This is a genomic window from Streptomyces sp. NPDC047525 (genome assembly GCF_040643025.1).
GTDB lineage: Bacteria > Actinomycetota > Actinomycetes > Streptomycetales > Streptomycetaceae > Streptomyces > Streptomyces durmitorensis.
This window is the reverse complement of sequence record NZ_JBEYTL010000020.1, coordinates 68,715-81,746: the sequence shown is the minus strand read 5'-3', so window position 1 is coordinate 81,746 and position 13,032 is coordinate 68,715. Positions and strand designations below refer to the sequence as shown.

Annotated in this window: 14 protein-coding genes; 1 reads left to right on the top strand and 13 read right to left on the bottom strand. The window is 68.1% G+C overall.

Annotated elements, in window-relative coordinates; translation table 11 throughout:
• Nucleotides 1-42 precede the first annotated feature (42 nt).
• Genes ABZ833_RS38655 through ABZ833_RS38645 form a run of 3 tightly spaced genes read right to left on the bottom strand, consistent with a single transcriptional unit; the run spans nt 43 to nt 1,873 of the window.
• Nucleotides 43-669 carry a GTP cyclohydrolase I gene (locus ABZ833_RS38655; protein WP_361057391.1) on the bottom strand — a complete coding sequence of 209 codons (627 nt, stop codon included), beginning with the start codon at nt 667-669 and terminating at the stop codon, nt 43-45.
• 50 nt (nt 670-719) lie between these two features.
• A complete protein-coding gene (locus ABZ833_RS38650) occupies nt 720-1,466 on the bottom strand; it encodes a 7-carboxy-7-deazaguanine synthase QueE (protein ID WP_361057388.1) in 747 nt (248 codons plus the stop codon).
• A complete protein-coding gene (locus tag ABZ833_RS38645) occupies nt 1,463-1,873 on the bottom strand; it encodes a 6-carboxytetrahydropterin synthase (RefSeq protein WP_361057385.1) in 411 nt (136 codons plus the stop codon). Before ABZ833_RS38645 ends, ABZ833_RS38650 begins: the two co-directional genes overlap by 4 nt.
• 367 nt (nt 1,874-2,240) lie before the next feature.
• Between ABZ833_RS38645 and ABZ833_RS38640 the strand changes: the two genes are divergently transcribed.
• Complete coding sequence (locus ABZ833_RS38640; protein WP_361057382.1) at nt 2,241-3,710, top strand: peptide deformylase; 1,470 nt, start codon at nt 2,241-2,243, stop codon at nt 3,708-3,710.
• 79 nt (nt 3,711-3,789) lie between these two features.
• Here the strand turns inward: ABZ833_RS38640 and ABZ833_RS38635 are convergent, their stop codons facing one another.
• The 10 genes from ABZ833_RS38635 to ABZ833_RS38590 all read right to left on the bottom strand — a co-directional run bounded on the left by ABZ833_RS38635 (nt 3,790) and on the right by ABZ833_RS38590 (nt 12,910).
• Nucleotides 3,790-4,317 (bottom strand): hypothetical protein, encoded by a 528-nt coding sequence (locus tag ABZ833_RS38635; protein WP_361057379.1) that lies wholly within the window; start codon nt 4,315-4,317, stop codon nt 3,790-3,792.
• Nucleotides 4,311-5,249, bottom strand: coding sequence for a hypothetical protein (locus ABZ833_RS38630; RefSeq protein ID WP_361057376.1), 939 nt, complete (start codon nt 5,247-5,249; stop codon nt 4,311-4,313). The genes ABZ833_RS38635 and ABZ833_RS38630 overlap by 7 nt, the downstream gene beginning before the upstream one ends.
• Before the next feature lie 145 nt (nt 5,250-5,394).
• On the bottom strand, nt 5,395-6,123 hold the full coding sequence (locus ABZ833_RS38625; RefSeq protein ID WP_361057373.1) for a class I SAM-dependent methyltransferase: 729 nt from the start codon (nt 6,121-6,123) through the stop codon (nt 5,395-5,397).
• Complete coding sequence (locus ABZ833_RS38620; protein ID WP_361057370.1) at nt 6,120-7,418, bottom strand: MFS transporter; 1,299 nt, start codon at nt 7,416-7,418, stop codon at nt 6,120-6,122. Before ABZ833_RS38620 ends, ABZ833_RS38625 begins: the two co-directional genes overlap by 4 nt.
• A gap of 328 nt (nt 7,419-7,746) precedes the next feature.
• Nucleotides 7,747-8,037, bottom strand: a complete 291-nt coding sequence (locus ABZ833_RS38615; RefSeq protein WP_361057367.1) for a helix-turn-helix domain-containing protein — start codon at nt 8,035-8,037, stop codon at nt 7,747-7,749.
• 218 nt (nt 8,038-8,255) lie between these two features.
• The gene (locus tag ABZ833_RS38610) at nt 8,256-8,435 is read right to left on the bottom strand and encodes a hypothetical protein (RefSeq protein WP_361057364.1); all 180 of its coding nucleotides are present in this window, start codon (nt 8,433-8,435) and stop codon (nt 8,256-8,258) included.
• Nucleotides 8,432-10,258 (bottom strand): glycoside hydrolase family 15 protein, encoded by a 1,827-nt coding sequence (locus tag ABZ833_RS38605; RefSeq protein ID WP_361057361.1) that lies wholly within the window; start codon nt 10,256-10,258, stop codon nt 8,432-8,434. The genes ABZ833_RS38610 and ABZ833_RS38605 overlap by 4 nt, the downstream gene beginning before the upstream one ends.
• 243 nt (nt 10,259-10,501) lie before the next feature.
• On the bottom strand, nt 10,502-11,188 hold the full coding sequence (locus ABZ833_RS38600) for an HAD-IA family hydrolase (protein ID WP_361057358.1): 687 nt from the start codon (nt 11,186-11,188) through the stop codon (nt 10,502-10,504).
• Nucleotides 11,189-11,246: 58 nt separating this feature from the next.
• Nucleotides 11,247-11,681 carry a hypothetical protein gene (locus tag ABZ833_RS38595; RefSeq protein WP_361057355.1) on the bottom strand — a complete coding sequence of 145 codons (435 nt, stop codon included), beginning with the start codon at nt 11,679-11,681 and terminating at the stop codon, nt 11,247-11,249.
• Nucleotides 11,678-12,910: a cytochrome P450 gene (locus tag ABZ833_RS38590; protein ID WP_361057352.1), complete on the bottom strand. Its 1,233-nt coding sequence runs from the start codon at nt 12,908-12,910 to the stop codon at nt 11,678-11,680. The genes ABZ833_RS38595 and ABZ833_RS38590 overlap by 4 nt, the downstream gene beginning before the upstream one ends.
• Nucleotides 12,911-13,032: the final 122 nt, after the last annotated feature.

The following is a 13,032-nucleotide window of genomic DNA, read 5'->3' as shown; positions in this document are numbered from 1 at the left end:
CCTCCTTGTCGGTCGGATCGCTGGCTGGGACCTGGGAGTGCGTCACTGGGCGGCGGCGAGGGTAAGGAACTGTTGGGAGAGCACCGGGTCGCTTCGGAACTGGCCGCCGGCCCGGAGTGTGGTGGTGCGGGCCGCATCCATCCGCACGCCTCGCATGCTCATGCACAGGTGCGTACCGCGTACGCGGACGGTGACGTCCTCGCGCCCGATCACGCCGATGAGGTGTTCGAAGACCTGGCGGGTGAAGCGTTCCTGGACCTGGAGCCGACCAGCGAAACGCTGCGCGATCCGCCCGAACTTGGACAAGCCCAGCACCTCACCGTCGGGTACGTATCCGGCGGTGACCTCCAGGCTCACGGGCAGCATGTGGTGCTCACACAGCGACCAGACGGTCATGCCGCCCACAATGACCAGCTGGTCGCTCAGCTGGGATTCGGTGAAGCAGGTGTCCACGGCGGCGCCGTCGGGGGACAGGAACGCCTTCCACCAGGCCGCGACGCGGCTAGGGGTGCCGATCAGCCCGTCCCGGGCGGGGTCCTCGCCCAGCTCGACCAGGAGTTGGGCGATCAGGCTGGCGACGCGGTCGGTGTCGATGCCCGGCGCGGACCGGGCGGGTGTGGGTACGGCGGCACTCAGGGCCCTCTCAGGGCTGGTGACGGAGGTCGTCATGGGCTTCTCTCGCTTCCGGGGGCTGGGGAACGAAGGGGCGGTTCGGGAGGTCAGCGGCCTCGCGCGTCCGCGAAAGCGAGCACGTGCAGCCGGGTAGTGAAGTGCCAGTGCCGGGCTGCGACCGCGTCCGCGATGACCCGGGTCGTGGCGGTGATCGCGTCCGCGGTGGTGCCCTCGGGCATCACCCACACTGGCGCGAGGTTGTGTGCGTCGGCGAGCTCGGCGATGCGGTCGAGGTCGGACACCGAGGAGGCGACGAACTTGAACGCCGCCCGCCCGGACCCTGCGAACGCCTCCAGCGCGGCGGGCACCACGCTCTTGGCCTCGTCCATGCCGAAACTGGCGATCTTGGGCGACACGTTGAAGCGGACCCCGTCGACTACCAGCTCGGGCACCGGCGCGATGGTGCCGTTCGTCTCGAACTCCACCCGCTTCCCGGCGGCCAGCAGTCCATGGACGAGTGGTACCAGGCCAACCTGCTGGAGCAGCGGCTCCCCACCGGTGATCACGACCAGCTCCACCGACGAGGACGTGGCCCAGGCCAAGAGGTCCTCCGCCTTCCGCTTCGTCGACTCCCTCTGCGGGTCGAACTGGGACCAGTCCCACGTGTACTTCGTGTCGCACTTGGCGCAGCTGAGGTTGCACCGGCTCACGCGGATGAACAGGGCGGGGTGTCCGCAGCTCGGGCCCTCTCCCTGGAAGGTCGGCACATCGACGCCGAAGCACTCCGCGACGATCAGGCGGAGTGCGGTGTCGTTTGCCGCCGGGTCGATGTCGATCGGCTCGGAGGTGGTCATCGCTCCTCCACATCGAAGCGGGCCCAGCTGCTCGCCGACTCGCGTACGAGGACGGCGACCAGACGGCCGGGGATCTCGGGCTGGAGGTTCTGGATGAACCAGCCGGCCAGGAACTGGGCCAGGCTCTCGGAGGTCGGCTCGAAGGGGAGGATCTCGTGCAGGTTGCGGTGGTCCAGCTCGTGGGCCAGGAACTCCTTGAACGGGGCGAGCGCGCCGAAGTCCGTCACGAAGCCGGGCGCCTCCAGGGTGGGAGCGGTCAGTTGGACCTCGACCTCGTAGCTGTGGCCGTGCTGGCGGGCGCACTTGTGCTCGGGCGCCAGCCCGAGAAGGCGGTGGCCGGCCTCGAATCCGAACTTCTTGCCGATGGTGAAGGCCCCGGGCGGCATCTGAACGGCACTGAGATCCATGATCTTCCTTCGTGAGTCGGGGGCAAGTCTCGGCAAGCCAGCGGGCACGGCCCTTTACGAGGGCGGCGGCCGCCATGCGGTCGGCGTCGCTGCTCAGCGGTCGCATCTCGTACGGAGGCGCCGACCGGTCGGCTGGCCGCCGGCTCTTCGCCCTGGTCTGCGACCGTGGGGCGGGCAGTGGTGTTGGTGTTCACCGTGCCGCTCCTTCGGAAGTGGCGGGCAGGTCCGTGGAGGGCGGCGGGCACGGCGCCCGAGAGCATGGCCGAGGCCGCCGCCTAGCACCATTGGGCTCCAGCCGGGCAGGATGAGGCGACCGTGAGGGGCGCTCACTCACGATCTTCAGCAACTCCCGGAGAGGACAGTCACTTTGAGGAGCGAGGAACGGGCGACCTTCGCTGCGGAACTCACGCACTGGCGCAACGTGCGGGGCCTGTCGAAGGCAGGTCTCGCACGGCGCCTCAACATCGACCCCTCGTACGTGAGCCACCTTGAGGCCGGACGCGAACACGGCAGCCTCCAGCTCGCGCGCCGCGTCGAGGCAGCACTCGACGCCGGTGGAGCCCTGTGGCGGGCGTGGCAACGCACCGACGCGTCCCCGCAGGCTCCAGAGTTGAGCGAGCCGCCATCCGGCTCCGGACTGCTGGTCCTGGAGGACGAAGCAGCGCTCCACTACGACGAAGGCCGCTTCCACCTGAGCATGCGCCGACTCCTGCGCAACAACGGCACCGACCCCGTGACCCGCTACCTCGTGCGCATCGCCGTCGATCGATATCCGTCCGAGCCTGAACGGTCCAACGCCCTCTACCGCCGCAACCCGCTGACCTGGGAGGAGCTCCAGCTGACGGCGCACTGCGGAGACGAGCCGATGGCCTGGACCGTCAAGCACGACCGGGACGCGTTCAAGGAAGTCTGGCTGCAGTTCCAGAACCCAAAAAGCCGCTTCCCCCTCTACCCCGGACAGGAGGCGGAGATCGCCTACTCGTACTCCGTTGGCGCGGAGAAATGGGGCCCGTGGTTCCAGCGAGCGGTGAGGCTCCCCACCCGACGTCTGGCAGTGGAACTTGCCTTCCCCCGTGACCTCGAACCGTCCGTCTGGGGAACCGAAACGTCCATGAGCGCCGACGTCGCGCCGCTGCGCACGCGGCCGCGGCGCACCGAGCGAGGAGAGCAGAGCGTCTTCTCCTGGACAACGCTCGACCCGCCCCTGCACGCCCGTTTCCGCCTTGAATGGCGTCTGAAGAACGCAGTCGACGAGAAAGAGAACGACCCCGTGAGCACCCTGTCCGCGAGCCAAGCCATGGCCAACGCCGGGATCATCCAGGACGGTGATCCCATCCTGGCCCGCCCCGCACGCCCCTTCGACCTTCCCGGCGAGGCCGATGAGGCCAAGCAGGTCGTCAGCGCACTCATGGACGCGGTCGCCCGCGTGCGTCAACTCCACACGTTCGGGAAGGGCATGGGCATCGCCGCTCCCCAGCTTGGCATCGACCGATCCGCCGCCGTCGTGATCCCGCCGGATGCCGGCGCGGACCCGATCGTGCTGCTGAACGCTGCCGTTGCCGAGTTCGCCGCAGAAGAGGACGAGCAGTACGAGGGCTGCCTCAGCTACTTCGACGTACGAGGCCTCGTGCCCCGCCCGCTGAGCATCGTCGTCGAACACAGCGCCCTGGACGGCTCCATGCACCTGTCCCGGTTCACCCACGGCCTGTCCCGGCTCATTCACCATGAGGTCGATCACCTGGCCGGAGTGCTGTATCGCGAGCGCATGCGAGCGGGCATGGAGCCGATCCCGGTGGAGGAGTACCGCGGAACTGGTCAGCGATGGACGTACGGTTGAGAGACGGCCGAATGCGGGCTGCATGGCGTGCACGATGGGCATAGGGCCTCCTCATGAGTTAGGGCTCCGAGCAGGGGCGTCAGATGGTGTTCTCGGATCGCACGAGCCACAGGCCTGACGTGTGGGCCTGAAACCAGAGCAGCTGGGCGTCGTACAGATGCGGGTCCGGGGAGATCGCCGGGTAACTCACCGCGATCAGACCGTGCACGTTCTTGCTGCTGGCGATGGTCCGCAGCGCGCGGGTGTAGCCAGCACGCTGCAACGGAGCCTCGACACCGCGGCGGACGTCGACCGGGTCAAGGGTGTCGACGATCGGCGGCTCGACGAGGGTCAGTTCGTGTGCGGCGGCATACCCTCGGGCGGCGGCCAGGTCGTCTCCCGGCCCTCGGTCGGGCCCGGTCAGTGCGTACAGCAGCACGCGTGCGGGACCAGGGCTGGCAGAACGGGTAGCGGCACGGTTGATGATGGCGCGCTCCGACTGGAGGGTGGCCAGGTCCGGCGCAGGACGCGGAGGGGCGTAGAGGGGGCGCTGTTGACGCGGAGACAGGCGGGTGGGCGGCGGCAGCGTGAAGCCCCGGCCGCTCTCGGTTTCGGCTTCGGTCAGCACAGTTCCCGCGCCTCCCCCTCCAACCCCTGGCGGGGAACGGTGCAGCGCACCATCGCGGACAGTCCGTTGTATGCCTGTGCACCCAGCCGCAGCCGGATGACCCGGTTCCCGTCCTTGTCGACCCCCTTGCCGACGTTGATCCAGCCGAGGCCGGTCGCATGGGCGAGCAACCTCTCAACGCTGGCATCGTCGATCGCGGGTATGGACGCGCGGACGGTCATGGCGCCGCTGCGTGCGGCGTAGTCGGCGGCCCACAACGTGAGCAAATGCCCTACGCGGTCGGACGCCGGCAAGGGCGCGATGCAGACGTGTGTGATGTCGAGGGCCGACTCGTCACCAGGCTGCAGGACACTCTGCTCCAAAATCAGGCAGGCACGCAGCTGCTCGTCCTCGACCAGGCCGATCACCGTGCGAGGGGAGTTGCGGTCCTGGAGCGCGGCCATGTAGAAGGCGCGCGCTTCGATGCCTCGCAGCCGGAGGGCGATGGTGCGGTCTGTGATGAGCGCCCCGGCTGCCGTCCAGTCGGCGTCGGTGGTCAGCGGGCGCATCTGGTACGGCGCTCCGCTCCGTTCAGCGCCGTCGCTGGACACGACAATGGTGGTCACAGCGGGGTTCACCACGCCGTCCCTTCGGTCGCTCGTGTCGGGATATTCGCGCAGCCCAGCCGTCAGGTCTTCCGGCCGTACCAGCAACGCCCGTGACAAAAGTGCGTCCACGGCGCGCTCGCTCTCGGTCGGGGACTTGGCGGTGCTGGTCGCCTCCGGAACTCGGTCTACGGGGATGGAGATGCTTTCCGCGATGGCCCGGTCCATCGTGTCGAGCACGTCGGTGATGACGGGGTCCCTTTCGGCGAGGTATCGGATGCGCCCCAGGGCGCGGGCCATGGCCGGTAGCAGGATCTTGGCGCGCTCATGTTCGGGGTCGGGAGGCATCACGGGCTCCTTGGGTCGGATCGGCGTTACGGACAAGGGGTCAGCACAATGAGCAGACTGAGCTGCTGGTGGTTCAGACGCGCTGCTAGGAGGAGACCGGATCCGGCTGACGTGTGCGCTGACCCGTCCACCGCTGTATCGGAAATCATCGAGATAGCACCTTCAGTGCGGTCATGACCAGGCAGGATTCTGTGAGCCCCTGAGCGTCGGGAGGCCCGATGAGGCGGCTGGAGGTCACGGTGAATCCGTGCCGGTCCAGGAGCCGGCGCCACACGGATTCGTCGAGAACCCAGCGCTGGAGCTCGGCCTGACGTCCGGTCCGGCCGAGTGGCACCAGCATGGTGCGGGGCCGCACCTCAGTGTCCGGTGGCTGACCGTGCTGGTCGAACTGCAAGGTGGCAAGTACGAGCCGCCCCATTTCGGCAAGTCCCAAGCGAATGGCAGGCAGCAGGACGTCGGGAGCCGTGAAATCGACGGCACCATAGACGCTATAGACCAGGTCCGCGCCAGCCAGGTTCTGGCGCAGGTGGGTGCTGGCGTCGCCGTGTACGTAGTGGAGGTTGGGCAGTAGCGCGTTGAGCTGGATGGCGCGTTCTGTCATGGATACGGACGCGTCAATCCCGGTGCAGGAGGCGGCGCCGCGCCGCGCGATGTGGGCGAGATTGCGTCCGAATCCCGAGCCGACCTCGATGACGCGGCAACCGCGCACCGGGCCCAGGAGCTCAGTGCCAGGACCGGATCCGGGGTAACACGCCCATTCCATACGGCCGTTGTCTGGCGGCGGATTACCCTGCGCGTACTGCTGCCAAAGGTCGGGGGCGGAATCGGCCGCTGCCGAGGTGTGGCTGTGTGCCGTGATGTCGAAGTGGCTCATGACCGGCCTCGCTGCGGCGCCGAGGGATGGTGCGAGGAATAGCCCGGCACAGCGGGGGCGCTGGGGCAGCGAACTGCGTCCACCACGCCTGGAGGGCTGGATGGCAGGTGGCGCAGGTGTCGGGCAGGGGAGCGAGCCAGCACCATGAAACCGACCGCGGATGCAATCGCGACCAGGAGCATGGCAGGTCGCAGGCCTATCAATTCGGCGAGTTGGCCGGCCGCGAGCGCGCTGAACGCACACGGGGCCACAGAGATCCAAGTGCTCACGGACTGTTGACGGCCCTGGTACTCCGGACTGCAAAGACTCTGCCTGGCTTCCCTCTCCGTGGAGCCGACAGCGGTCGAGCAGGCGGACCACACCGCGACAGCTGCTCCGGTCACAAAGGGCCAGGCCGAGCCCTGGCCCACCAGCAGAACAGGGGCCATGGCCAGCGGAATCGCGCCAAGGGCGCCCAACATGAGTGGGCCTGCCCCCCACCGGTTCCTGTATCGGGGGGCGAGCAGCGCGCCAATGGCCCCACCGCCCATGCACCCCAGCACCACCCCCACCGTGAGGGGAGACCAATTCTGCTGCTGGACCAGGAAGATCAGCAGGAGGGTGTCCCAGGCCGCCAGCGCCATATTCTTCGCGGTGGAGCAGCGCAGCAGCGCCCATACAACCGGCTCACTACGCGTGTATGTCAGGCCCGAGCGGATCTCGTTCCACATACTGGCGCCGCGCGGTGGCGGCGACTCTTCTGGAGTCCGCATCCGTGCCAGGCACGTAGCGCCGATCAGGCAGCTGACGACCTCAGAGAGGAGCGCAAGCCCAGCTCCCAAGAGACTGATCAGAACGCCCGCGAGGTTCCGGCCCAGCGCCTCGGCGCCACACCACAGCGCCCAGACATGAGTGTTCGCTGAGGTGAATCGGTCCCCGGCAAGAGAGGGCAGGTAGCTGACGAAGGCGGTGGAGGAAACGTCGTTGACGGCGGCTACCAGGAACGTGACCACGATGAGAAGTGGCATGGAGAGGACGCCGGTGATCGCCGCCAGCGGAATGGAGGCCAGGAGGATCGCAGATGTGGCCTTGCTCCACAGGAGCAAAGGTCGCCTTCGGCAGCGGTCAACCAAGACGCCCGAGAGGAGAGTCGTCACTGTCAGGGGCGCTGTTCGGGCCGCGATCAGGAGGCTCATCTGCATGATCGAGGGCGTCAGATAGATCAGCGCCGCCATGGGGACGGCCACGCCCGAAACCGCACCGCCGATCGTCTGAACGACCTGGGTCACGTGGTAGAGCCGCAGGTCCTTCCGCACTGACGCCGTGGATGCACGGCGGGGTCTCTGTGGTGCCGGGGCGGCGGGTGAAATCAGTGAGTCGGTCGGATTCGCCGTGGTCAAGGGTGGTGTCTCCGGTACATCGAGGAACCGTGACGGGGGAGGTCCGGCGCGCGCTGGGGTCTCAATCGTTCGCCCGGCGCACGGCGCCTCGGAGGGCCGCGGTATTGACGGTGTTCTTGGCTCGACCAGTAGGGGCCCAAGCCGATGCCGAGTTGGTCGGCACGAAGGCAATCCGCAGGTGGTGCGGGTGGGCGCAGGGGCGCGGGGGCTGCCGCCCGTCGACGGCAGAGGCAGGCAGACTCTCCTACCTCTTCACCGTTACTCGAGCCCCTCCCGGCGGCCGCATCTCGCCCCCGCTTCGCACCAGCAGTTTGTGGATTGCTCCATAGGATCGAGTCGTCGCGACGCAGATGTCGTTGATGCTGGCTCGGCGTTCCATGTAGGCCTTCAGGACCTTCGTCCTGAACTCCTCGTACTCATCGCCGGTGAGTCGACGACGCTTCTTGATGACCGGAAGATCGAGAGGCGGGTCGAACTTGGACAGCTGCTCCGGATGTCTCGGCGTGCTCGTGGCTATGGCTGTGGGGCTTGGCATGGATGCGTCTCCAGATGGGGGTTGGGTGTGGCCCGTGGCATTCCAAGATCGCCGACGGTGCGCGAACTAGGGGTGGCCACGGTGGTGACAGGTGGCTTCTGTGCTTAGCCAGTGGTGGCGAAAGAGCCTCTATTAGCGGTAGTTGTCGGGCCAGCCTGGTTGGCCCATGAGAGAGCGGTGCGGGTGTTGTGCCCTGGGCGGGATGTCCAAGAGCTGTGTCATGTCAGATCACCTGCCGGCGCTTCCCGGCGCGGGGTGGCCCACCGCTCGGGGACCATCACGCGGCCATCGGTGCGGAAGGTGGCGGTCTGCTGATCGTGGGGGAGGGGGGTCGGCGACAGGGGGTCCGGTGTCAGGATGAGTACCTGGTACACGGCCTCCAGGAGACGGGTGATCAACGCAGTCCTCCTTCGATGCCGCTCGGCTGTCGCCTGGCGCCGCGTTCGAGGGCGAGCGCGGCGCTCACAACGCCGCAGGCCGAGAAGGCCTGGGGATAGTTGCCGACTTGCTGCTGCAGCCGCGGGTCCCACTCCTCGGCAAGTAGACCGACGTCGTTGCTCTTGGTGAGGAGCCGGTCGAACAGGGTCCGCGCCTCTCCGAGACGGCCGATCAGTGCAAGGTCCTCGACGAGCCAGAATGAGCAGACAAGGAAGGCGCCTTCGTCCCCGGGCAGGCCGTCCATCCCTTCCCGCGTCCCCTCGGTCGGGTAGCGCAGCACCAATCCGTCCGAGGTGGAGAGGTGGCGCTGGATGGCCTCGACCGTGCCGACGGTCCTCGGGTCGTCGACCCGCAAGAAGCCCACTTGCGGGATCAGTAGCAGGGCGGCATCCAGTTCGGTAGAGCCGTAGGACTGGGTGAAGGTATTGCGCTCGGGATCGAATCCCCTTTCGCACACGGTCTGGTGTATCGCGTCCCGCAGCTCGCGCCACAGCTCCAGCGGGCCCTGGGCGTGTCCCCCTTCGACCAGCTTGATGGCGCGGTCGACCGCCACCCAAGCCATGACCTTGGAATGGACGAAGTGGGCCTGGGGGCCGCGCACTTCCCAGATCCCGTCGTCGGGCAGCTCCCAGTGGACCCGCACCGCTTCCACAAGGTTGCCCAGCAGATGGTTGCTGGGTTCGTCCAGCTCGAGACCGACGTGGGCCGCCAGGTACAGCGCCTCGACTACCTCGCCGTACACATCCAGTTGCCGCTGTTGGGCTGCGGCGTTGCCGACGCGGACGGGAAGCGACTCCTGGTACCCGGTGAGCCATCCCAGCTCGCTTTCCGGGAGCTCACGCTCCCCGGCGACGCCGTACATGATCTGGAGGTTCTCCGGGTCGCCGGCGACCGCGCGCAGCAGCCAGGAGCGCCAGGCTCGGGCCTCGTCGCGGTAGCCGGTGCTGAGCAGGCAGGACATGGCGATCGCGGCGTCGCGTAGCCAGACGTACCGGTAGTCCCAGTTGCGGACTCCGCCGATGTCCTCGGGCAGCGATGTCGTCGGCGCGGCGATGATCCCCCCGGTGGGGGCGTACGTCAGCGCTTTGAGAGTGATCAGCGAGCGGACCACGGCCTCGCGATGCTCCCCGGCATAGGTGCACTGGGACACCCAGGCGGCCCAGAATTTCTCGGTGGTTTCCAGGGCCTCGTTCGCGTCAGGCTGCTCCGGTGGACCGGCGTGTGAGGGCTGCCAGCTCAGTGTGAAGGCGAGCCGCTCGCCCGCCTCAAGGGTGAACTGCATTTCTGTGGCGGGCTGTTCACCGCGGGTGTCCCCGTCCGTGTCGAGCCACACTGCATCGGGCCCGGCGAGAGCGCACATCCGGCCTTCTACCTGGCTCACCCAGGGGACGACCTTGCCGTAGCCGAAGCGCACGCACAGTTCGGAGGCCACCTCGACGGTTCCGGTGAGCGCTTCGACGATCCGGATCAGACGCGGTGGACCTTCGCGTGGTGGCATGAGATCGGTGATCTTGAGGGTGCCTGTGGGGGTGTCCCACTGCGACTCCAGGACGAGCGAGTCGCCGCGGTAGCTGCGTCGGGTGGCGGGTGGGGATTCTTGGCCTGCCAGAGGTGCCGGGCCGATGCGCCAGCCGCCGTTGTCGTTGGTGCCAAGGAGTCCGGCGAAGATGGCAGCCGAGTCGAATCGGGGCAGGCATAGCCAGTTGATCGTTCCGTCCCGGCGGACCAGGGCGGCCGTCTGTAAATCGCCGATGAACGCGTGGTCTTCGATACGTCTGGCCATGAGGTCCGTCCTGTGAAGGGCGCCGGGCCGCTGGGGCGGGGCTCCGTGGTGAATGTGTCGGTGGGCGGGACGCCGCTCGTGCGGCGGGCATACCGGGGAAGATCACGCACTCGGGGCCTGACCGATCCCGCAGTGGCGGTTTACGTGCTCGCGCGTGTCTGGGCGTTGGAGCGGCTGAGCGGAAGGTGCGTGGCAGCAGGGCTGAGTGGCCTGCCACCCTTTCCGGCCTGTCGGCGCTCGCTCTTAGAGAGCGAGCTCCGTGACCGGCGCCGTGTTCGGGGCGTTGGCATGCAACCACGTGCAGGCCTCGACCACGTTGTCCACGGTGTGGGTGGGTGTGGGGTCACCGGGGCGCCGCGAACGCCCGGCGGCGACCCATACGGTGTGCAGTCCTGCCCGCAGCCCGCCCTCGATGTCTGTGGCCAGGCCGTCTCCGACCATGACCGACCATGCGTCCTCGTCGGCTTGGAGCTCGTCCAGAGCCAGCTGGAACAGCGCTCTATCTGGCTTGCGTACGCCGATCTCGCCGGAGATGACGACCGAGCCGAAGTAGCGGCGCAGTCGCGCTACTTCGAGTTTGGTCCGCTGCGCATCGGGGGCTCCGTTGGTCACCACACCCAGTGCCCATCCGCCGGCCACCAGCTCCTCCAGGGCTGCGCAGACGTCCGGCCGGTGCGGGACCATCTCGGCGGATCGCTGCCGGTAGGTGGCGTGCAGAGCGGCGATGGAGGTCTGGGCGCCGAAGGTTTCCTTGATCTCTTTGAAGAACTCGTGCCGCGCACCGGCGTGACGCTCTTCCGCCTGAAGGATCCACTGCAGGGGGAAGCCCGTGGTCTCGGCGAACTCTTCGGCCCACAGGTCAAAGGCGGCCGCGTGGTCGGTGAGGGTGGCGTCCAAGTCAAACAGCGCGACCTTCAGAGCGAGGGACATAGCGGGCGGCTCCAGCCTGAGAGTGAGGTGGTGTGGTGCGGCACGGGTAACTCCTGGTTCAGGACATGCGGGTTGTCCGCCTGCTGGCGGCGTCCACGGCCACCTGCAGCAGCAGGGGGGCGGTGAGGACGCGACGGCCGAGATGCCGGCGGATCCACCGGGAGCCGTCGGGCGATCGGTCTCTTCCGGGGGGAGGGGGGAGACTGAACGTGCCTCCACAGGTGAGGTGTTCGGCGTGGGCAGGCCACGCGGGGTCGCTCGACTTGTCGGGGACGAAGAACGCCCATCGGTTGGCGACCGCTACTACCGCGCCGATGGGGTGGACGGACAGCGAAGTTTCGTCCAGGAGGGCGACGGCCTCGTGGGCGAGATCCTCGGTCACGAGGACAATCTCGAAGCCGGGGCCGACGGCCAGCGGACCGCCAGGGTGGCGGAAGATCAGGTCTGCGAGCTCGGCCTCGTGCAGCCGGAGCCCGGACAGGCAGGTAATCATCGCGACCTCCGCACCGGGCTGCCCGTCGGCGTGGGCTGCGAGGTGTGTGGGGAGAGCTCGACGGCAACCGGGACCGAGGAATAGCCGCGCAGCGCGTGGGTGACGGCACGGACCGGGTCTCCGGCCAGGGTCAGGTGCGTACCTCGAGCGGCGAGGGCGCGCAGCAGCGCGCTGGCCAGCGCCAGAGCCAGCGGCATCCCAGTGCACTGGTCTGAGCCCAGGCCAAACGCGAGATGCTGGTCGGCGAACGGACGGCCCAGGTCGTACGTGTCAGCAGTCTCGCCCCACTCGCGTTCGTCGCGGCCGGTGGACCCGTACAGCAGCCACAGATGCTGCCCGGCTTCGAGTCGTACGCCGCCCAAGTCGGTGGTGCGTGTCACGATCCGGCCCCGCCCCTGTATGGGGGCATCGACACGCAAGGCCTCATGGAGGGCGGCTTCGGCACGGGTGGGATCCTGGCGCAGCCGTGCCCACTGTGTGGAGTCCTGGGCGAGTCGCAGGATCGCCTCGGCCAGCCCGAAGACGGTCGTGTCCACGCTCGCGCAGATGTAGTCGCAGGCCAGCCGGATGGCCTCCGGTTGCGGGAGCTTGCTTTGGTCGACTGCGGCGTAGAGGGCGCCTGTCAGGGAGTCCGGGGCGACAGTGTCGCGGTCGGCCGGCCCGTGTACGGCCGTGTGCATCGCAACGGCCGCCGTGAGCGCCTGCCGAAGGCTGGCGTTCACAGGGCCGAACACGTCGAACGTGCTCTGGACCAGAGTGGCTTGAGCGGATTCGGGCAGTCCCATCAGGCTCAGCACGGTGTTGGACACCATCTGCCGGGCCAGGGCGACGGCGTCGAAGGAGCCGCTAGCGGTGTGCTCCGCGACCAGCTGGTCGGCACGCGAGGAGAAATCTGCCCCGAGACGAGCCAACGACCGCTCGGAGACATGCCGTGCCAGGGCGTGACGCAGTCGGGCGGGTTCCTCGCCGTCGGAGGAGAGCACCGAACGGGAGAGGACCCTGGTGTCGGCCTGCGAAGTGAGTGCCCCGCCGCCGTCCGAGCTGAACGTGAGGTCATTGAGGACGGTCCGCACCTCGGCGTAGCCCGGCACGGCCCACACTCCGTGGTGTTCCAGATACACGGCGGGTCCCATCGCACGCAGCGCCGCGTACGTCGGATGCGGGTCTGCCAGGACGCGGTCGTCGAACAGGCTGATAGAGCAGCTGGGGCTCTTGGTGTGTGTGGGCATGCGAGGGCTCCAGGGAAGCGGGCAGAGGGCCAGGCGCCGGGTCCTTCGGGACAGCTAGCGAAGGCGTTCACAGCGTTCTGGTGGGTGTGGAGAGGGCTGGCAGCACATGGCGATTCCGGTGC

Coding starts and splice junctions, on each gene's coding strand:
- ABZ833_RS38600 (WP_361057358.1), bottom strand. CDS start 11,188: ATGTCCCTCGCTCTGAAGGTCGCGCTGTTTGACTTGGACGCCACCCTC.
- ABZ833_RS38615 (WP_361057367.1), bottom strand. CDS start 8,037: ATGCCAAGCCCCACAGCCATAGCCACGAGCACGCCGAGACATCCGGAG.
- ABZ833_RS38630 (WP_361057376.1), bottom strand. CDS start 5,249: ATGCCTCCCGACCCCGAACATGAGCGCGCCAAGATCCTGCTACCGGCC.
- ABZ833_RS38590 (WP_361057352.1), bottom strand. CDS start 12,910: ATGCCCACACACACCAAGAGCCCCAGCTGCTCTATCAGCCTGTTCGAC.
- ABZ833_RS38645 (WP_361057385.1), bottom strand. CDS start 1,873: ATGGATCTCAGTGCCGTTCAGATGCCGCCCGGGGCCTTCACCATCGGC.
- ABZ833_RS38595 (WP_361057355.1), bottom strand. CDS start 11,681: ATGATTACCTGCCTGTCCGGGCTCCGGCTGCACGAGGCCGAGCTCGCA.
- ABZ833_RS38655 (WP_361057391.1), bottom strand. CDS start 669: ATGACGACCTCCGTCACCAGCCCTGAGAGGGCCCTGAGTGCCGCCGTA.
- ABZ833_RS38650 (WP_361057388.1), bottom strand. CDS start 1,466: ATGACCACCTCCGAGCCGATCGACATCGACCCGGCGGCAAACGACACC.
- ABZ833_RS38625 (WP_361057373.1), bottom strand. CDS start 6,123: ATGAGCCACTTCGACATCACGGCACACAGCCACACCTCGGCAGCGGCC.
- ABZ833_RS38605 (WP_361057361.1), bottom strand. CDS start 10,258: ATGGCCAGACGTATCGAAGACCACGCGTTCATCGGCGATTTACAGACG.